Source organism: Paraburkholderia sp. BL27I4N3 (assembly GCF_003386115.1).
In the GTDB taxonomy this organism is placed as follows: Bacteria; Pseudomonadota; Gammaproteobacteria; order Burkholderiales; family Burkholderiaceae; genus Paraburkholderia.
Genome location: NZ_QREJ01000001.1, coordinates 5705548 through 5723481, shown reverse-complemented (window position 1 = coordinate 5723481; position 17934 = coordinate 5705548). Strand labels below are relative to the sequence as shown.

Below are 17934 nucleotides of genomic sequence, written 5' to 3'. Positions count from 1 at the left end.
GAAGAAACACGCTGATGTCGCGCAGACACCGGACGCGTAAAGCTGAACACTCAGCTGCACGACTCGCGACGGCGAATGCTTGCGACGCATTGCCGGAGTGACGGGATCGCCGGCGGGCGGCGGTCGAACAGTCGGGGGTGGTGCGCAGACGCCGGTTCGAGACTATCCGGAGTTGCCTGATGTTGCCTGCTAATGCGAATGCGGGGCACAGCTATTCCAATATGATGCACTAAATGGGGCTAATTGGATAGCAAAAAGTTCCAGGCAGGGGCAAACCGCCCGGCCGGCGGGACTTCGAGGGCGGCCCAGTGGTCGCGGCCGGCATGCGGGGGTATGAGCGGCACGCCGGGTGAAGGTTGCGCCGTCACGGCGCGGGCGTGGGACGATCAACAGACTCGTGCGTCAGCGGGAAGTTTCGGCGACACGCTTCTGCAGCTCGCGCGACGCCGCCAGCGGAATGCGGGCGTCGTCCCAGCCGGCCAGCCATTCGACTTCCTTCGACGTGAAGATCTGTCCATGATTGCGCAGCGTGTACTGCAGCGAATCGATGATGTGATTGCGGATGATTTCCGGCGTGCCTTCGTCATCCAGCACGGCGCGAAACGCTTCAAGCGTGGCCATCAGTTGCTCCGTGAAATAGATGGGTCTTTTATCGCACGAAAAAAAATCGCTCGCCAAGCGGACAAAATTCGCCGCGTGAAGAAGCGCATCGGCGTTCGTTTTTTTTGCAGGCGCACCGGCGCCATGGTCGCCGGGCTCGGGCCGGGTGGCTACAATGGCGAGTTGCCGCATCCTTCGAACATTGCGACTGCCCATGCGCAACCCAAACGTGTCTCCCGTGAAAGACCTGCTGCTCGAGCGCTACGCTCCCATCGCCGACGGCATCGCGGCGCTTTTCTACCCGTGTGCCGAAGTGGTGATTCACGACCTGCGCGACCAGACTATCGCCTATCTCGTGAACAACCTGTCGAAGCTCGAAGTCGGCGGACCGTCGGTGCTGGACGAAGTCCATTACGCAGCGCGCGGCCAGACCATCGGCCCGTACGAAAAGCTCAACTGGGACGGCCGGCGCATGCGCTGCGTGAGCAACATCCTGTTCGACGATGACGGCAAGCCGGCCGGCATGCTGTGCATCAACTTCAATATCGCCGTGTTCGAAGATGTGCGCTCCACGCTCGATCTGTTCATCAAAGGCGGCAATCTGACGGACGCGCCCACGGAGGAACTGTTCCGCGACGACTGGCAGGACCGCATCAACACGTATCTGCACACGTGGCTGCGCGAGCGGCAGATCGGCATCAATGCGCTCACGCGCGAGCATAAGCGGGAAATTGTCGAGGCGCTGCACGCACAGGGCGCATTTCGCGGCCGCAGTTCCGCGAACTACGTGGCCGCCGTGCTGACGATGGGGCGCGCCACGGTCTACAAGATTCTCAAGCAGATGAAAGAGAGCGGCTGACGGTTCGGCCGTTGCCGTGCTTAACGGTCGAGATGGGTCGATTCAGGGAGAACAGAATGGTGCGGTACCGGCATTACAAAGGCGGGATTTACGAACTGGTTTGCGAGGCCACGCTCGAGTCGGATCCGACGGTCACGATGATCGTTTACAAAGCGAGCAATGGTACGATCTGGACGCGTCCGGCTTCGGTATTTTTCGAAATGATCGAAGTGGACGGCGCCAAGGCGCCGCGCTTCGCGCCGATCGACTAGTCAGTATCAACAACGGGAAATCCGCATGCGCCTACTGCTTGCCATCATTCTGCCGTGGTTCCAGTTCTTTACGATCGGCCGCCCGTTTGCGGGCATCATCTGCCTGATCCTGCAAATCACGTTGATCGGCTGGATTCCGGCCGCGATCTGGTCGGTGTATGCGCTGAGCCAGTACAACACCGACAGGAAAATTGAGCGGGCGATGGGTAATGGGCGTTGAGGCTGGCGCTGAGCGGCGTGAGCGCTTACGGAAGGACAGGCGGGTAGCGGCAACCGAGGTGGGCTGAGCCCGCCTGGAATCTTACGTTCAGTACGCGCCAGGAATCTGCTGTTAAGATGTTATCTACCCTCGGCAAGCAAATGAGACGAATTCCCGTTCTAAACGGGCTGCGCGGAATGGCGATCATTGCGGTGGTCTTCCACCACTCGTTTTCGGCATTTTTCAACGCGGCTGGATCCGTCACTCTCACCCCCTTGACCGTGCTCGGATCCAGTGGCTGGCTTGGGGTGAACCTTTTTTTCTTTCTGTCAGGTTTCGTTCTGTACCTTCCGTATGCTACCGGCCAGCGCTCGTTTGCGGGACGTCGGTCGCTGATCGGCTTCTACGGTCATCGAGCGCGCCGGTTGCTGCCGGTGTATTACACCTCGGCATTGATCCTGTTGTTATTTACAACGCAATATCAGCTCGACGATTCGTCGTTATACCGGGCGCTCGTTCAGTACGCATTGGCGACATTTGTATTTAGCAGGGAGACGTTTTTTCCTTCGATCAACTGGGCGCTTTGGTCGCTCGGAGTTGAACTTTGGTTTTCACTGTTGTTTCCAGCCGTGGTTATCGCGATCGGCCGATTCGGCTGGCGAAAAGTACTGGTAATCGCGCTTATCACGGCGCTGTGTGTCCGTTTTGCAGGCCAACTCATCGTGCCGACTAATCCGCGACGAGTTCTGAATTTCATTTCTGATTCGTTGTTTGGCAGGCTTGATGAATTTGCTCTCGGCATGTTGGGCGCATGGTTGTTCTCGCGGCGCCTGATGCTATGGCGGCCGCCGCTTCAACTCGTGTGCGGCGTCGCTCTTCTCGCAGCGTCGGCTGTGCTGTGGTCCCTGTGGTATCGCGGAACCTTCGCGGAACCACTTGCAGCGCTCTTCAACATACCGTTCGACGCCGGCTTGCTGTTGACGGTCAATGCGCTGGTCGTCGGCTGCAAACCGGTCGTGCGCATGGTGAGCATCTGGCCCCTGCAAATGTCAGGGCTGATGTGCTACAGCATTTATCTGTGGCATGCGCCTATTATTTCTCACTTCCGATCTTCGGCTTTTTCGGTTTCCACGTACGTTGCGTATTTGAGCCTTACCTATCTGATTGCGTGGTTTTCGTACAGGTATATTGAATTTGGATCGGTGTCGGACTACCGCAAATTGCTGCCTCAAAGCATTGAAGGCACGGGCGACCAGAAACCACTTGCAGATCGTCGCCAGCACTCCATTGCGGATAGCGGAAGCACACGCGATTCGGGATAACTTTGGAATCGGCGTAGTGCGCTTAAGCTTCTGAGGCGTCCGGCACATCGATAACCAGATCGGTCTCGGCGACCGCGACACAAGGCAGGATAAAACCTTCCGCCTTCTCTTCCCTGCTCAGTCCGGGCCATTCGATCGTGTAAGAGACCGTGCCGCTGACCAGACGGCAGATGCACGTCCGGCACGTCCCATTCCGGCACGAGCGCGGCAAACGCAGATTCGCAAAGCCGGCGGCTTCGAGAATCGTCAGCGAATCGGGTGCTTCGAAGCTGCAGCCGAGCGGCTCGACGCGGACAAGAGGCGGGCGGGTGGAGTCGGGCATCGTGTGAGTCTGTGACGGAGTGCGCCACACTTTACACGTTGCCGCTTCAGTTGCCTTTTTCCAGCCGCGTCTTCAATGAGTCGAACCGTTGCGCCGCAAATACCGGTACACCGTATTGCGCGCGAGGCCCAGTTCGCGCGCCGCCGCCGACACGTTGCCGTCGAGCCGTTCGAGCGTTTGCGCAATCAGCGTGGCCTGCCATGCCTCCATCTTGCTGGTCGCCGGCTGCCCTTGCGTTTGCGCGGCTGCGCGGACCTCATCGCGGAACTCGGAACCCGCGCGCGCCGCCGACGAGTCCGCGCGCGGCTCAGCCACGGTGTCGATGCAATCCTGCAAGAAGTCCTCGGGTAAATCATCGAGTTCGATCTGATCCGCGCCTTCGGCCATGATGCTCGCGGTGCGCAGCACGTTGGCCAGTTGCCGCAGATTGCCCGGCCAGCGGCATTGCGCGAATCGTTCGAGTACTTCGGCGGACACGCGCCGTGGCAAGCGTTCGCCGTCGGGCTGCAACTCCAGCATGCGCGCGACGAGCGCGTGAAGATCGGTGCGTTCGCGCAGCGCCGGCAAGGTCAGGACGAGCCCATTGATCCGGTAGTACAGGTCTTCGCGGAACGTGCCCGCTTCGATCATCTCGCGCAGGTTGCGGTGCGTTGCGCAGATAATGCGCAAATCTACCGGAATCGCCCGCGTCCCGCCGAGCGGCACGACGTTGCGCTCCTGCAGCACGCGCATCAGACGCACTTGCTGGGCGAGCGGCATGTCGCCGATCTCGTCGAGGAATAGCGTGCCGCCGTCGGCCTGCACGATCTTGCCGACGCTGCCGCGTTTCTTCGCACCAGTGAACGCGCCGTCTTCGTAGCCGAATAACTCCGCCTCGATCAGCGTGTCCGGCAACGACGCGCAATTCAGCGCGACAAAGGGCGCGGCCCGGCGCGGTGAATCGTGATGGATAGCGCGCGCGAGCCATTCCTTGCCGGTGCCGGTCTTGCCGAGCACGAGAATCGGAATATCACGGCCACGCAATTTGGCGACGCGCCGCAGAATCGCGGCGACTTGCGCGTCGCCGGTGTCGAGCGTTTCGAGCGTGGCCAGCGGCGCGGGATCGACGCAGCGGGGCGCATGACGCGCGTCGCCGGATAACGGCGCACGTGATGTGCCGGCGAGACTTTCCGAGGGCGCGACATAGCGCGTCAGCGTATATTCGCCGCGCGCCACCACGCGCACGCCGCTTGGCAGCGTCAACAGAATGTTTTCAGCAGGAGCACGCGCGATCTGCTGCAACAGCCTCGAGATGGCCACGCCGAACAGCGCATCGAACGATTGCCGTTGCAGATCGGCGAGCGGCTGCCCGAATTGAAACAGCGCACTGCGATTGGCCGACAGAAACGTGCCGTCCGGCGCGAACGCCGCGAGCCCTTCGAACAGCGTGCCGATGAATTCCGCGCGCGCGTGAAAGTGCACGCGGATCGCGTCGACGAATTGATTGGAGAACAGATGATTTTCGATCATCTGCGCAGACATCCTCACGAGCGCGAGCGTGTGCTTGTGAAAACCGCGCGTGTCGCCGCTCACGTCGAGCGCGCCGATGGTGCGCCCGAACGGATCGGCGATCGGCGCGCACGAACAGGTGAGAATCCGGTTGGCGTGCAGAAAATGTTCGCCCGCGTGCACGACGGTTGGCTGTCCGTCGACGAGCGCGGTGCCGATCGCATTGGTGCCGCGATCCGCCTCGGCCCACGACACGCCCGGACACAGCGCGACGCGATTGGCTTTCTCGACGAAGTCGCTGTCGCCGAGACTGTGCAGGATCACGCCGTGATTGTCGGTGAGCAGCACCATGCTTTGCGTATCGACGATCTGCGCGTGCAGCGTCTCCATGACGGGAAGCGCATGCGTAAACAGCGATTGATTGCGCTCGACGAGCTCGCGCAGCGCCGGCCGCGGCAGCGGATGAAAGTCCGGTGTCTCCGACGCGCGCAGGCCGATTTCGAGCGAGCGGGCGTGAGCTTGCGCGAGGACATCGGGCCGGCCGATAGCGGGCGGCGTGGCGGAACGTTGGGTCAAGGCATGTCTCCGGTGAAACGGATGCGGCGGGTACGTTGCCCTCCGCTCGATGCCGCAGCGCAACATGCGCGCTCGCGGCCGAACACCGATATTACAGGACGAAACGCGCCGCGCGCGGCAGCGAAAAAACGGAAACGCTAGGGGCGCCATGCCTCAAAAAAACGCGCACGGCACCAAAATCAGGCAAACGGAAAGGAAAACTTGCGCCGTGGCCGAACTCGTCTAAAGTGAATCAAATCACCTCCGCAGGCCGCGAACTATTCCGCGCCGCAATCAGGTGACGAGCCCGCGTCGTCAGCATTGGACAAGGAGGTTGGCGCTAGCGACGCGATCAGACGCAACCGGCGTGCGCACTACCAGGCTACACCACGCGCAGCACCTACCTTCCAGGTGAATTCCCATGCAGATCCTATTCCCCAATGAAACTCCTGAATATTCAGGTCGCGAACTCACCTTGGCGTTCCCGGCGATGGTCGATGGGCAGAGGGTGGAATGCATGATCACGGCGGAGGCACTGGAAGACCACTACGGCGCCGCATCGCCGCGTCTGGAGGACATGGTCGGCGCATTCGACACGCATCGCGCCCGGATCGAAGCGGCCACGCGGCGTCTGATCTCGGAAACGAGAGCGCAATGTCTCGTGCTGAGAAGCGGCTACGTGCGCTTCTACGAAGCCAACTGGCGTAATTGACTGAGGGCGTTTCCGACCTCTGGTCGGCCGACGCTGCAAGCAGGACAGCCGCGCAAGAAGCAGATGTCCAGGAAACTCACGCGCGGCATCGAACATTCAAACCGTCGGCGGCTAGCCATGCCGCTCGTGTGCGAATGCGAATGTGAGCGCGCTCGCGCTCAAATCATCCGCCGCAGCGTCCGATCCTTGAGCACCACGTGATGCGCGATTGCCGCCAGCGCGTGCAAGCCGATCACCCAATAAAACGCATTGCCGAGCCACTCGTGCGCCGTCTTGAGCAACGGACGCGCGACAGGATCCGCGCCGACCAGCGTGTAGTCGATGTTGACCCACGCCAGCGTGACCGGATGTCCGCCGGTGTTGATCATCAGGATGCCGAGCAGCGGCTGCGCGAAGATGAAAATGTACAGAGCGAGATGCGCGGCCCGCGCGAGAAACGCCAGCAGCCGGTTGCTGTCCACTTCAGCGGGCGCCCCGGCCCACAGTCGCCATACGAGACGCAAACAGGCCAGCCCGAGCACCAGCGTGCCGCACCAGAAATGCACGCTGCTCCAGAGCGCGCGGCTGTCGCTACCCTTGGGCCCGCGAATCTCGATCGCCAGGTAAGCCAGTGCGATCAGCAGAAACATCGCCCAGTGGAAGAAAATAGCGGGCGCCGTATAGCGGTCCGAGGTGCGGCTGTAAGACATGTAGGGAACTCCCGTGTACAGGTCGATCGTTTTTATGAATCATCGGATGATAAACGGTGCCCGACCGGAATGGGCACCGTCAATAAAACCGTCGTTGATCCAGACCCGGGTTTGGCCCACGAGCGTCCGCGCCGCGCCTACTCGCTGCCGAGATAGAAATACCGGAACAGGAAAATCGCCGCGATGATCCATACCACCAGCTTCACTTTGCGCGCCTGGCCGGTCAACAGTTTCAGGCCCGCATACGAAATGAAGCCGAATGCGACGCCATTGGCGATCGAATAGGTGAAGGGCATCAGCAGGGCGGTGAGCGCGGCCGGCACGACTTCGGTGGCGTCGTCCCACGGCAGGTCGAGCATTTCGCGCAGCATCAGGCACGACACGTAAAGCAGCGCCGGCGCGGTCGCATAACCGGGCACCACGCCCGCCAGCGGCGCAAAAAACAGCGCCGCGAGGAACAGTACGGCCACGGTGATGGCCGTCACGCCCGTGCGGCCGCCGGCTTGCACACCCGACGCGCTTTCGATGTACGCCGTGGTCGACGATGTGCCCAGCATCGAGCCGGCCAGAATGGCGGTGCTGTCGGCAAGCAGCGCGCGGTTCAGCCGATGCATCTTGCCTTCCACCAGCAGCCCGGCGCGATTGGCCACGCCCATCAGCGTGCCGGTCGCATCGAACAGTTCGACGAGGAAGAACACCAGGATCACGTTCAGCACGCCGCCCGACAGCGCGCCGCGGATGTCGAGCTGGAACAGCGTCGGCGAAATGGACGGCGGCGCAGAGACGATGCCGTGAAACTGATTGCCGCCGAAGAAGAAGCTCAACACCGTCACGCCGACGATGCCGATCAGGATCGAGCCGCGTACTCGCAGATGGTCCAGCGTGACGATCGCGAAGAAGCCGATCACCGCGAGAATCACGTGCGGATTGTGCAGGTCGCCGAGCGTCACGAGCGTGGCGGGGTTACCCACCACCACGCCGGCCGACTTCAGCGAAATGATCGCGAGAAAGAGGCCGATACCGCCGGTGATGGCAATGCGTATCGAATGCGGAATGCCGTTGACGATCACTTCACGCACGCGGAACAGCGTGACGATCAGGAACAGGCAGCCGGAAATGAACACCGCGCCGAGCGCGGCCTGCCAGGTGAACCCCATGCCTTTCACGACGGTATACGCGAAGTACGCGTTCAGCCCCATGCCCGGCGCGAGCGCGATCGGATAGTTCGCATAGAGACCCATGATCAGCGAAGCGAGCGCGGCCACGATGCAGGTCGCGACGAACACCGCGTCTTTCGGCATGCCGGCGTCGCCGAGAATCGCCGGGTTGACGAAGATGATGTAGGCCATCGTCAGGAAGGTGGTCAGTCCGGCGAGCACTTCGGTGCGCAGGTTGGTGCCGGCGGCTTCGAAGCCGAAGTAGCGTTGTATGGAGTCCATGAGGCGGGTCTCTCGTCGTTCAGAAAGCGTTTGTTGTGATTGGGGCGGCGAAGGCGCCATTTCGCCGGAGTGACGGGCGCTATGACCACGGCCGGATTGTAGTCAGGATCGGCGGCGGCGTGCCGCATTGTGTGACCTGGCGGCCGTGTAAAAGCTCATTCGACGGGTGGTTCGTCGGCAGATTGTGGCGCCGATGCATCAGGCTCAGGCTGCGGTCGTTGGCGCGCCAGCCAGCGGTCCAGTTCGCCCGCGAAGCTTTTGCTGTCGCGCTGGCTGAAGGCCGAAGGGCCGCCCGTATCGACGCCGCTGCTGCGCAGCTGGTCGAGCATCGAGCGCATGCGCAGCCGTTCTTCGATCGTGCCGGGCGTGTACCAGTTGCCGCGCGGATCGAGCGCCTGCGCGTTTTTGGCCAGTACCGCGGCGGCAAGCGGGATGTCGGCGGTAATCACGAGATCGCCCGCGGCGACGCGTTCGGCGATGAGGTCGTCGGCGGCGTCGAAGCCGGCCGGCACCTGGATCGCGCGGATCAGCGGCGAAGACGGCACGCGCAGAAACGAATTGGCGACCAGCGTCAGCGACGTGTTGGTGCGGCGTGCGGCACGGTACAGCATGTCCTTGATCACGACGGGGCAGGCGTCGGCATCAACCCAGATTGACATGGTTCGGATTCCGGCAGCGGGTTGTCGAAGGGGCGAGATGATACCTTGCCAGCGCACGGGGTGGCGCGGCAAGCTAATTGACGATGTTGCGGGAAGGGGTGAAGCGGGGAAAGCCGGAAAGGCATGCGGGCCGAACCACGCCCGCGACCGTTGCAGTCGCAGGCAGCGCCGCACGCCGCGCGGTGGCTCGCGTTACTGCGTCATCGTTCCGCCTGATTCCTGCGCCCGGCGTGCCGCGACGATGCGGCCCGCGCGCTGCGCATTCTCCGGATAGTCGATCCAGTCGAGCGGATCGTAGCCGGCGGCACGCCATTCGGTCAGATCGGCCTTCACCTGGGCGCGCGTTTTCGGCGCCGACGGATCGTAAGGCCGCGCCGACTGCGCAAACGCGGTACTCATACTCACGGCGGCCAACAGCGCGCCGAATCCAGCTAGAGAAACAATTTTCATGACGAGCTCCTATGGAGCGGTTAAAAACGACCCCGGCATTTTAGTTTTGGTATGCATTTCAAGTAAGGCGATTGAAGGCAATGCACCATTTCGCCCAGTGAATCAAACCGGGCTCAATGATTCTGTGGTTTACGGCGCCGACGGCTTGCTGAAACGGTCCAGGACAGCGCTCAGCAGGTCGATCGGCAGCGGGAAGACGATCGTCGAGTTCTTGTCGGCGGCGATCGTCGTGAGGGTTTGCAGGTAGCGCAACTGCATCGCCTGGGGCTGGCGCGACAACGTCTGCGCCGCTTCCAGCAGGTGTTGGGATGCCTGCAGTTCGCCTTCCGCGTGAATCACCTTGGCGCGCCGCTCGCGTTCGGCTTCGGCCTGGCGGGCAATCGCGCGGATCATCGTTTCGTTGATATCCACGTGCTTGATTTCCACGATCGACACCTTGATGCCCCACGCGTCGGTCTGGGCATCGAGCACTTTCTGGATATCGGCATTGAGCTGCTCGCGGTCCGCCAGCAATTCGTCGAGTTCGTGTTTGCCGAGCACCGCACGCAGGGTCGTCTGCGATAACTGGCTGGTCGCCTCGAAGTAACGCGCCACCTGGATCACCGCTTTCTCCGGATCCACCACGCGGAAATACACCACGGCGTTGACCTTCACCGAGACGTTGTCGCGCGTGATCACGTCTTGCGGCGGCACGTCGAACACGACGGTGCGCAGATCCATGCGCACGGCCTGCTGCACGATGGGAATGATCAGCACGAGGCCCGGCCCCTTGACCTTCCAGAAACGCCCGAGCATGAACACGACGCCGCGTTCGTACTCCCGGAAAATCCGTATCGATGAGGCAACCAGCGCGGCCGCCAGCAGAATCAGAATGCTGCTAAAGCCGAATGTGAAACCGATCATGAGCTTTCTCCTTGTTGTCGTGCTTCCGCGGGCACCACGGTCAGCGTCAGGCCGCGCCGCGCGGTGACGCGCACCGCATGGCCCGCCGCGACCGGGGCCGTGCTGGACACCCGCCAGCGTTCCCCATGCACTTGTGCCCAACCGGCGAGCGCGCCGTCCGCCGTGAGGTCCGCCGGCGACAGGCCGCCGTCGAGCACCACGCCGACGCTGCCGATCATGGCTTCCGAACCCGTCACCACCGGACGGCGCCGCGCACGCAGCGCGAGTCGCGAAACGCCCAGCACGAACACCACGCTGAACACGGTCACCGCGGCGATCATCGGCAGCGGGATGCCGTAGCCGGGCACGTCGGTGTCGATCAGCATCAGCGCGCCGATCACGAACGCGACCACGCCGCCGAAGCCAAGCGAGCCGAAGGTCGGCAGAAACGCCTCGCCGATCAGGAAAGCGATGCCAAGAAAGATCAGACCGAGGCCGACGTAGTTGATGGGCATCATTTGCATGGCGAAGAGGCCGAGCAGCAGGCTGATCGCGCCGACCACACCGGGCAGTACGAAGCCCGGATTGGCGAATTCGAAGAACAGACCGTACATGCCGATCATCAGCAGGATCAGCGCGACGTTGGGATCGGTGATCACGGCGAGGAAGTGGCTGCGCCAGTCGACTTCGAGCGTCACGATCGGCGCGCTGGCCGTGTTGAGTTTGACGTTGCCCGCGCTGGTGACGAGCATGCGGCCGTCGAGCTGGCGCAGCAGGTCGGGCACGTCGCGCGCATTCAGATCGACGACATGCTGCGCGAGCGCGTCCGCCGCCGACAGGCTGACGGCTTCGCGAACCGCGCGCTCGGCCCAGTCGGCGTTACGTCCGCGCATCTGCGCGAGGCCGCGGATGTAGGCGGCGGCGTCGTGGACCTGCTTGCGCATTTCGGTCGATTGAGTGTCGAGCGGCAGGGCGCTGGCGGAGCCGGTGGGCGCGGATGCCGCGGGTTTCGTCGGGTTGCCGACGCCGCTATCGCCAGCGTTACCACTGCCCGGAGCACCGCCAACACCCGGTAAGCCCGGCGTTCCGCCGCCGCCCGGCGGCTCCGCGCCGCCGATGCCCATCTGGATCGGCGTCGCCGCGCCGAGATTGGTGCCCGGCGCCATCGCCGCGATGTGGCTCGCGTAGACGATATACGTGCCGGCGCTCGCGGCGCGGGCGCCACTCGGCGCGATGAAGGTGGCGACCGGCACCGGCGAGCCGAGAATCGCCTTGATGATCTGCCGCATCGACGTGTCGAGCCCGCCCGGTGTATCCAGCTGCAGCACCGCGAGTTGCGCGCGATCGTCAACCGCGCGCTGCAGGCTGCGCACGATGAAGTCGGCGCTCGCCGGACTGATCGCGCCGTTCACGGGAATCACGACGACGCTGTTAGGGGCGACGGCGGCGCGCAGCGTCACATCCGATTCGCACGACGCGAACCCAAACGCCAAAAGCGCGCCGAGCACGGTCATGCCGCGCATCAACCGGCCCACCATATCGCCACGGATAAGCGACATGCGCGAGCCGGACTGCCGGAACGGGAGACGTGGATACGTGCTCATCGCTGACGGCTGCCGCGCCCTGCCGACATGTATCGGCCGGCGCGGGCCGATACCCCAAAAGAAGGCTGGCCTGCTGCTTACAGCTTAGTCCGATTCCGCCTTGCGCGTGAACTCCGCGCGCGCCGGCCGGTAGTCGGTCGGCCGCATGCCGGTCCACTTGCGAAACGCGCGATGAAACGCGCTCGGTTCGGCAAACCCAACGGAGGTCGCGATGTCGGCGATGGTGCGATCGGTGTCCTGCAGTTCACCAATCGCTATGTCGCGCCGCAGGTCGTCCTTGATCGACTGATACGTATAGCCTTCCTGCTTCAAACGGCGGCGCATGGTGGCCTCGGCGACATGCAGGCGTTCGGCCATCTGATCGGCCGCGGGCCAGCCGGCCATCGGCATGGCGCGCAGCATCTTGCGCACGCGCGCCGCGAGCGAGCCGGGATTGCGGTACTTGACGATGAAGCTGCCGGGCGCGTCGCGCAGGAAGGGTTTGACCGATTTGGTCGTCTGGATCACCGGCAACTCGAGAAAGGCCGGCGCGAGATCGACGTACGACTCGGCCTGTTCGAAGCTCATGTGATCGCAGAACATCAGCCGGTACTCGTGCGCGGCGGATGGTTCGGCGCAGCGAAAGCGCGCCTCGAGCAGCGGAATGCGCCGCCCGACCAGCCAGCACAACAGCCCGTACACCACGATGAAGTAGGTCGCATAAGCGAACATGGCCGGCGGCGGCGCGCCGGCGTTTTCCACGAAGCGCAGGCGCACGCGCTGCGCGTCCCTTTCGATCTGCACGCCCAGGTCGTCCAGCACCAGCCGCATGAAGCCGACCGCGCGCACGAGCGCCTGCCCGCCGTTGCGCGCGGTGAGCGCCGTCTGCGTCATGGCGATGAAGCTGCCGCTTTTCATGCGATGCGAGTCCTGACCGAAGAACTCGTCGTCCAGCGCGCGGGCAATCGCGGCCCACAGTGCGCCGTATTGCGCCGACGACACGCGGCTTTTCGGCGACGCCAGCATTGGCGCGGCGATGCCGGCGGCTTCGGCAAGCGGCAGCGCGTCGAGGCCGCGCGAGCGCGCCAGCGCGAGCGCTTCCTCGACCATGCTGACGGAAATCGTCCCTTTATCGTTTTTCATGCATGTCCGGTTTGACGGCGGAGCTGGCAAAAGCGCTCAGTGGTTTCCTGATGGCGATTCGCCAAGTGCCTGAAATCATGGGCGTATGTGGATTGATATCGTACCAGCATGGCAAATGCGCTCAGTCAGATTGATCGGGCTGAGCATCGAACCTGCCCGTCGGCTTGCCTACACTGGGCCTCAATCGATCGCGCTCCGCTTGGCCTCACAGACACGAACGTGAGGCGGCGAACCCGCCGCGATCAAACGCACAGCACAGGACCGAGCGCCATGGACAGCTTCTACACCGACGAACAACGGATGATCCGCGACGCCGCTCGCGACTTCGCCACCGAACAGCTCGCACCGCACGCCGGCCAATGGGATCGTGACGCGCAACTGCCCGCCGAGGTCGTCAGGCAGATGGGCGAACTCGGCTTTCTCGGCATGATCGTGCCGGCCGAATGGGGCGGCTCCTACACGGACTACGTGGCCTATGCGCTTGCACTCGAAGAGATCGCCGCGGGCTGCGCCGCCTGCGCCACGCTGATGAGCGTGCATAACTCGGTCGGCTGCGGGCCGATCCTCAACTTCGGCACCGACGCGCAAAAAGACCGCTACTTGCAGGACCTCGCGACCGGTCGCCGGATCGGCGCGTTCTGCCTGACCGAACCGCAGGCCGGTTCCGAGGCGAACAATCTGCGCAGCCGCGCCGTGCTGCGCGACGGCAAGTGGATTCTCAACGGCAGCAAGCAGTTCGTGACCAACGGCTCGCGCGCCGACCTCGCGATCGTGTTCGCTGTGACCGATCCCGACCGTGGCAAGCGCGGTCTGTCGGCCTTCATTGTGCCGACCGATACGCCGGGCTTCAATGTCGGCAAGCCGGAGCACAAGCTCGGCATTCGCGCTTCGGACACCTGTCCGATTTCGCTCGACGACTGCGCCGTGCCGCAAGCCAATCTGCTCGGCGAACCGGGCGAGGGCCTGCGCATCGCGCTGTCGAATCTCGAAGGCGGGCGCATCGGCATTGCGGCGCAGGCGATCGGGATCGCGCGCGCCGCGTTCGACGCCGCGCGTCTCTATGCGAACGAACGCATCCAGTTCGGCAAGGCGTTGAAGGAGCATCAGACCATCGCCAACATGCTCGCCGACATGGCCACGCGTTTGAATGCCGCGCGCCTGCTGGTGCATCACGCGGCGCGGCTGCGCACGGCGGGCAAGCCGTGTTTGTCGGAGGCTTCGCAGGCCAAGCTGTTCGCGTCGGAACTGGCCGAGGAAATCTGCTCGAACGCGATCCAGATTCACGGCGGCTATGGTTATCTGGCGGACTACGCCGTGGAGCGCCATTATCGCGATGCGCGCATCACGCAGATTTACGAAGGGACCAGCGAGGTGCAACGCATGCTGATCGCGCGGCATGTGTAAATGCAAATGAAGCGGCATTTGAGCGCAAAATAGCCTGGCCGCCGGATAGAAAGCAGTGCAGCAGCGGGACAAAAATGCGAAGCGGATATACCGCGCCAACTGGAGACGACGATGACTGCAGCGAAGGCCTTTTTCGACGCGCGTGACCTGTTATTGCGCCATCGAACCGACTACGACCGTGCATACCGCGAATTCGCTTGGCCGGCACTGGGCGAGTTCAACTGGGCGCTCGACTACTTCGACGTGATCGCGCGCGATAACGACAACCCCGCGCTGTGGATCGTGGACGATCCCGCCACCGACGGCCTGCGCCTGTCGTACGCGCAGATGTCCGAGCGCTCGGCGCGCATGGCGAATTTCCTGCGCGGCTTGGGCGTGGGCCGCGGCGACCGCCTGTTGCTGATGCTGCCGAACCGCGTCGAACTGTGGGACGTGATGCTCGCGGCCATGAAGCTCGGCGCGATCGTGCTGCCCGCCACCACCCAGCTTTCCGCCGACGACGTGCGCGATCGCGTGCAGATCGGCGGCGCGAATTTCGCGGTGGTCGATAGCGCGGAGCTGGGCAAATTCGATGCGCTCGAAGCGCCGCTCACGCGCCTCTCGGTGGGCACGCCGCGCGACGGCTGGATCGACCTGGCCGCGGCCTATGACGCATCGCCGCAATTCACACCCGAGGGCGTCACGCTGGCCACCGACCCGATGCTGCTGTACTTCACGTCGGGCACCACCTCCAAGCCCAAGCTGGTCGAACATACGCATCAAAGCTATCCGGTCGGCCATCTGTCGACGATGTACTGGATCGGCCTGCAACCGAACGACATCCATTGGAATATCAGCTCGCCGGGCTGGGCCAAGCACGCGTGGAGCTGCTTCTTCGCGCCGTGGAATGCGCAGGCCTGCGTGTTCGTTTTCAACTTCCCACGCTTCGTGCCGAAAGACACGCTGAACGCGCTGGTGCGTTTCAACATCACCACGCTGTGCGCACCGCCTACTGTCTGGCGCATGCTGGTGCAGGAGCATCTGAGCGACTATCCGGTCAAGCTGCGCGAGATTGTCGGCGCCGGCGAGCCGTTGAATCCCGAGGTCATCGAGCGCGTGAAGCACGCGTGGGACATTACGATCCGCGACGGCTACGGCCAGACCGAGACGACCTGCCAGATCGGCAATTCGCCGGGCCAGCCGGTCGTGGCGGGCTCGATGGGGCGTCCGCTGCCGGGCTACACGATCGAACTGATCGACGCCGATGATCAGCCCGTTACCGAAGGCGAAATCGCTCTGCCGCTTGCGCAACGGCCGCTCGGTCTGATGACCGGCTACGCGAACAGCGCCAACGCCACCGCGCAAGCCATGCGCAACGGCTTCTATCGCACGTCCGACGTCGCGCTGCGCCGTGACGACGGCTACTACGTCTACGTCGGCCGCGCCGACGACGTCTTCAAATCGTCCGATTACCGCCTCAGTCCGTTCGAACTCGAAAGCGTGCTGATCGAGCACGAGGCGATCGGCGAGGCCGCCGTGGTGCCGAGCGCCGACGCACTGCGTCTGTCGGTGCCCAAAGCATTCGTCACCGTGCGTCAGGGCTATGAAGCCGGTCCCGAACTCGCACGCGCCGTGTTCGCGTTCTCGCGCGAAAAGCTCGCACCGTACAAGCGGATTCGCCGCCTGCAGTTCAGCGAACTGCCCAAGACCATCTCCGGCAAGATTCGTCGCGTCGAATTGCGACGCCGCGAAATGGAGCGCGAGGCCGAACCCGCGCGTTTGCCCGATGAGTATTGGGAGGAAGATTTCCCCGATCTGCGTTGATATTTTTCCAGTCACTGTCCGGCCGCCTCGCGGCCATTGCAGAGGAGTTCCAGCATGAGCGCAAATGCAGCCGTTGCCACCGTCAAGTTGCTGATCAACGGCGAGTTCGTCGAATCGAAGACCGCCGAATGGCGCGACATCGTCAATCCCGCCACGCAGGAAGTGCTGGCGCGCGTACCGTTCGCCACCGCCGATGAAGTGAACGAAGCCATCCGTTGCGCCCACGCCGCGTTCAAGACCTGGAAGGACACGCCGATCGGCGCGCGCATGCGCATCATGCTGAAGTATCAGGCGCTGATTCGCGAGCATTCGCCGCGTATCGCGAAGACCTTGAGCGCGGAACAGGGCAAGACCATTCCCGATGCCGAAGGCGATATCTTCCGCGGCCTCGAAGTGGTCGAGCATGCATGCTCGATCGGCACCTTGCAGCAGGGCGAGTTCGCGGAGAACGTCGCCGGCGGCGTGGATACGTACACGCTGCGGCAACCGATCGGCGTATGCGCCGGCATCACACCGTTCAACTTCCCGGCGATGATCCCGCTGTGGATGTTCCCGATGGCGATCGTGTGCGGCAATACGTTTGTGCTGAAGCCTTCCGAGCAAGACCCGCTTTCGACCATGCAACTGGTAGAACTCGCGCTCGAAGCGGGCGTGCCGAAGGGTGTGCTGAATGTCGTGCACGGTGGCAAGGAGGTGGTCGACGCGCTCTGCACGCACGAACTCGTGAAGGCCATTTCGTTCGTCGGCTCGACGGCGGTCGGTACGCATGTGTACCGCCTCGGCAGCGAGCACGGCAAGCGCGTGCAATCGATGATGGGCGCGAAAAACCACGCCGTCGTGTTGCCCGATGCGAACCGCGAGCAGACGTTGAATGCGCTGGCCGGTGCGGGTTTCGGCGCAGCGGGGCAGCGTTGCATGGCGACCTCGGTGGTCGTGCTGGTGGGCGCCGCGCAGCAATGGCTGCCGGACCTGGTCGCCAAGGCCAGGACGCTGAAGGTCAATGCGGGCAACGAGCCGAACACGGACATCGGCCCGGTGGTTTCGCGCGCGGCGAAGCAGCGCATTCTCGGACTGATCGAGACCGGCGTGAAAGAAGGCGCGACCCTCGCGCTCGACGGCCGCGACATTAAAGTGCCCGGCTACGAGCAAGGCAACTTCATCGGCCCGACGGTCTTTACCGACGTCACCACCGAGATGGAAATCTACCGCCAGGAAATTTTCGGTCCGGTGCTGGTGGTGCTGAACGCAGCGACGCTCGATGACGCAATCGCACTGGTCAACCGTAATCCGTTCGGCAACGGCGTCGGGCTCTTCACGCAGAGCGGCGCGGCGGCGCGCAAATTCCAGAGCGAGATCGATATCGGCCAGGTCGGCATCAACATTCCGATTCCCGTGCCGGTGCCGTCCTTCAGCTTTACCGGCTCGCGCGGCTCGAAGCTCGGCGACCTCGGCCCCTATGGCAAACAGGTCGTGCAGTTCTACACGCAGACCAAGACCGTCACCGCCCGCTGGTTCGACGACGACACCGTCAACGACGGCGTCAACACGACCATCAGCCTGCGCTAAGTTCAAGG

Annotated in this window: 18 protein-coding genes; 8 read left to right on the top strand and 10 right to left on the bottom strand. The window is 63.3% G+C overall.

The genetic code is table 11. From position 1 onward, the window contains the following. Positions 1 to 402: 402 nt before the first annotated feature. A complete protein-coding gene (locus B0G71_RS26030; protein ID WP_106277571.1) occupies positions 403 to 621 on the bottom strand; it encodes a hypothetical protein in 219 nt (72 codons plus the stop codon). A gap of 193 nt (positions 622 to 814) precedes the next feature. On the opposite strand from B0G71_RS26030, the gene B0G71_RS26025 reads away from it, so the two are divergent. The 4 genes from B0G71_RS26025 (at position 815) to B0G71_RS26010 (ending at position 3231) form a co-directional block, all read left to right on the top strand. After that, a complete protein-coding gene (locus B0G71_RS26025; RefSeq protein WP_106277573.1) occupies positions 815 to 1459 on the top strand; it encodes a transcriptional regulator in 645 nt (214 codons plus the stop codon). A 56-nt stretch (positions 1460 to 1515) separates the two neighbouring features. Continuing rightward, positions 1516 to 1710, top strand: a complete 195-nt coding sequence (locus B0G71_RS26020; protein WP_106277575.1) for a DUF1653 domain-containing protein — start codon at positions 1516 to 1518, stop codon at positions 1708 to 1710. Between the two features lie 25 nt (positions 1711 to 1735). Then, a complete protein-coding gene (locus B0G71_RS26015) occupies positions 1736 to 1930 on the top strand; it encodes a YqaE/Pmp3 family membrane protein (protein ID WP_106277577.1) in 195 nt (64 codons plus the stop codon). 116 nt (positions 1931 to 2046) lie between these two features. Beyond that, entirely contained in the window at positions 2047 to 3231 is a 1185-nt protein-coding gene (locus tag B0G71_RS26010) for an acyltransferase (RefSeq protein WP_116145313.1), read from the top strand. A 22-nt stretch (positions 3232 to 3253) separates the two neighbouring features. Here B0G71_RS26010 and B0G71_RS26005 read toward each other — a convergent pair whose 3' ends face one another. Further along, positions 3254 to 3553 (bottom strand): 2Fe-2S iron-sulfur cluster-binding protein, encoded by a 300-nt coding sequence (locus B0G71_RS26005; protein WP_116145311.1) that lies wholly within the window; start codon positions 3551 to 3553, stop codon positions 3254 to 3256. Between the two features lie 72 nt (positions 3554 to 3625). Then, the gene (locus B0G71_RS26000; protein ID WP_116145309.1) at positions 3626 to 5617 is read right to left on the bottom strand and encodes a sigma-54-dependent Fis family transcriptional regulator; all 1992 of its coding nucleotides are present in this window, start codon (positions 5615 to 5617) and stop codon (positions 3626 to 3628) included. A 400-nt stretch (positions 5618 to 6017) separates the two neighbouring features. Between B0G71_RS26000 and B0G71_RS25995 the strand changes: the two genes are divergently transcribed. Beyond that, complete coding sequence (locus tag B0G71_RS25995) at positions 6018 to 6308, top strand: DUF1488 domain-containing protein (RefSeq protein WP_012427513.1); 291 nt, start codon at positions 6018 to 6020, stop codon at positions 6306 to 6308. 158 nt (positions 6309 to 6466) lie between these two features. Here the strand turns inward: B0G71_RS25995 and B0G71_RS25990 are convergent, their stop codons facing one another. The 7 genes from B0G71_RS25990 to B0G71_RS25960 all read right to left on the bottom strand — a co-directional run bounded on the left by B0G71_RS25990 (position 6467) and on the right by B0G71_RS25960 (position 13153). Beyond that, positions 6467 to 6997 carry a cytochrome b gene (locus B0G71_RS25990; protein WP_116120668.1) on the bottom strand — a complete coding sequence of 177 codons (531 nt, stop codon included), beginning with the start codon at positions 6995 to 6997 and terminating at the stop codon, positions 6467 to 6469. A 137-nt stretch (positions 6998 to 7134) separates the two neighbouring features. Then, positions 7135 to 8436 carry an NCS2 family permease gene (locus tag B0G71_RS25985; protein WP_106277586.1) on the bottom strand — a complete coding sequence of 434 codons (1302 nt, stop codon included), beginning with the start codon at positions 8434 to 8436 and terminating at the stop codon, positions 7135 to 7137. A gap of 155 nt (positions 8437 to 8591) precedes the next feature. After that, the gene (locus B0G71_RS25980) at positions 8592 to 9095 is read right to left on the bottom strand and encodes a YaiI/YqxD family protein (RefSeq protein ID WP_116145307.1); all 504 of its coding nucleotides are present in this window, start codon (positions 9093 to 9095) and stop codon (positions 8592 to 8594) included. A gap of 192 nt (positions 9096 to 9287) precedes the next feature. Next, a complete protein-coding gene (locus B0G71_RS25975; protein WP_116145305.1) occupies positions 9288 to 9545 on the bottom strand; it encodes a DUF4148 domain-containing protein in 258 nt (85 codons plus the stop codon). Between the two features lie 129 nt (positions 9546 to 9674). Beyond that, positions 9675 to 10448, bottom strand: coding sequence for a slipin family protein (locus B0G71_RS25970; RefSeq protein ID WP_106277592.1), 774 nt, complete (start codon positions 10446 to 10448; stop codon positions 9675 to 9677). Beyond that, a complete protein-coding gene (locus B0G71_RS25965) occupies positions 10445 to 12031 on the bottom strand; it encodes a nodulation protein NfeD (protein WP_116145303.1) in 1587 nt (528 codons plus the stop codon). Before B0G71_RS25965 ends, B0G71_RS25970 begins: the two co-directional genes overlap by 4 nt. A gap of 84 nt (positions 12032 to 12115) precedes the next feature. Then, the gene (locus B0G71_RS25960) at positions 12116 to 13153 is read right to left on the bottom strand and encodes an AraC family transcriptional regulator (RefSeq protein WP_116145301.1); all 1038 of its coding nucleotides are present in this window, start codon (positions 13151 to 13153) and stop codon (positions 12116 to 12118) included. Between the two features lie 270 nt (positions 13154 to 13423). On the opposite strand from B0G71_RS25960, the gene B0G71_RS25955 reads away from it, so the two are divergent. The 3 genes from B0G71_RS25955 to B0G71_RS25945 all read left to right on the top strand — a co-directional run bounded on the left by B0G71_RS25955 (position 13424) and on the right by B0G71_RS25945 (position 17926). Continuing rightward, positions 13424 to 14557 (top strand): acyl-CoA dehydrogenase, encoded by a 1134-nt coding sequence (locus B0G71_RS25955; RefSeq protein ID WP_116145299.1) that lies wholly within the window; start codon positions 13424 to 13426, stop codon positions 14555 to 14557. 111 nt (positions 14558 to 14668) lie between these two features. Continuing rightward, on the top strand, positions 14669 to 16360 hold the full coding sequence (locus B0G71_RS25950) for an AMP-binding protein (protein ID WP_116145297.1): 1692 nt from the start codon (positions 14669 to 14671) through the stop codon (positions 16358 to 16360). 54 nt (positions 16361 to 16414) lie between these two features. Next, a complete protein-coding gene (locus B0G71_RS25945) occupies positions 16415 to 17926 on the top strand; it encodes a CoA-acylating methylmalonate-semialdehyde dehydrogenase (protein WP_116145295.1) in 1512 nt (503 codons plus the stop codon). Positions 17927 to 17934: the final 8 nt, after the last annotated feature.

Excerpts from the sequence above, each read along its gene's own strand:
- B0G71_RS26030 (WP_106277571.1), bottom strand. The coding sequence starts at position 621 with ATGGCCACGCTTGAAGCGTTTCGCGCCGTGCTGGATGACGAAGGCACG.
- B0G71_RS26025 (WP_106277573.1), top strand. The coding sequence starts at position 815 with ATGCGCAACCCAAACGTGTCTCCCGTGAAAGACCTGCTGCTCGAGCGC.
- B0G71_RS26020 (WP_106277575.1), top strand. The coding sequence starts at position 1,516 with ATGGTGCGGTACCGGCATTACAAAGGCGGGATTTACGAACTGGTTTGC.
- B0G71_RS26015 (WP_106277577.1), top strand. The coding sequence starts at position 1,736 with ATGCGCCTACTGCTTGCCATCATTCTGCCGTGGTTCCAGTTCTTTACG.
- B0G71_RS26010 (WP_116145313.1), top strand. The coding sequence starts at position 2,047 with ATGTTATCTACCCTCGGCAAGCAAATGAGACGAATTCCCGTTCTAAAC.
- B0G71_RS26005 (WP_116145311.1), bottom strand. The coding sequence starts at position 3,553 with ATGCCCGACTCCACCCGCCCGCCTCTTGTCCGCGTCGAGCCGCTCGGC.
- B0G71_RS25995 (WP_012427513.1), top strand. The coding sequence starts at position 6,018 with ATGCAGATCCTATTCCCCAATGAAACTCCTGAATATTCAGGTCGCGAA.
- B0G71_RS25990 (WP_116120668.1), bottom strand. The coding sequence starts at position 6,997 with ATGTCTTACAGCCGCACCTCGGACCGCTATACGGCGCCCGCTATTTTC.
- B0G71_RS25985 (WP_106277586.1), bottom strand. The coding sequence starts at position 8,436 with ATGGACTCCATACAACGCTACTTCGGCTTCGAAGCCGCCGGCACCAAC.
- B0G71_RS25980 (WP_116145307.1), bottom strand. The coding sequence starts at position 9,095 with ATGTCAATCTGGGTTGATGCCGACGCCTGCCCCGTCGTGATCAAGGAC.
- B0G71_RS25975 (WP_116145305.1), bottom strand. The coding sequence starts at position 9,545 with ATGAAAATTGTTTCTCTAGCTGGATTCGGCGCGCTGTTGGCCGCCGTG.
- B0G71_RS25970 (WP_106277592.1), bottom strand. The coding sequence starts at position 10,448 with ATGATCGGTTTCACATTCGGCTTTAGCAGCATTCTGATTCTGCTGGCG.
- B0G71_RS25965 (WP_116145303.1), bottom strand. The coding sequence starts at position 12,031 with ATGAGCACGTATCCACGTCTCCCGTTCCGGCAGTCCGGCTCGCGCATG.
- B0G71_RS25960 (WP_116145301.1), bottom strand. The coding sequence starts at position 13,153 with ATGAAAAACGATAAAGGGACGATTTCCGTCAGCATGGTCGAGGAAGCG.
- B0G71_RS25955 (WP_116145299.1), top strand. The coding sequence starts at position 13,424 with ATGGACAGCTTCTACACCGACGAACAACGGATGATCCGCGACGCCGCT.
- B0G71_RS25950 (WP_116145297.1), top strand. The coding sequence starts at position 14,669 with ATGACTGCAGCGAAGGCCTTTTTCGACGCGCGTGACCTGTTATTGCGC.
- B0G71_RS25945 (WP_116145295.1), top strand. The coding sequence starts at position 16,415 with ATGAGCGCAAATGCAGCCGTTGCCACCGTCAAGTTGCTGATCAACGGC.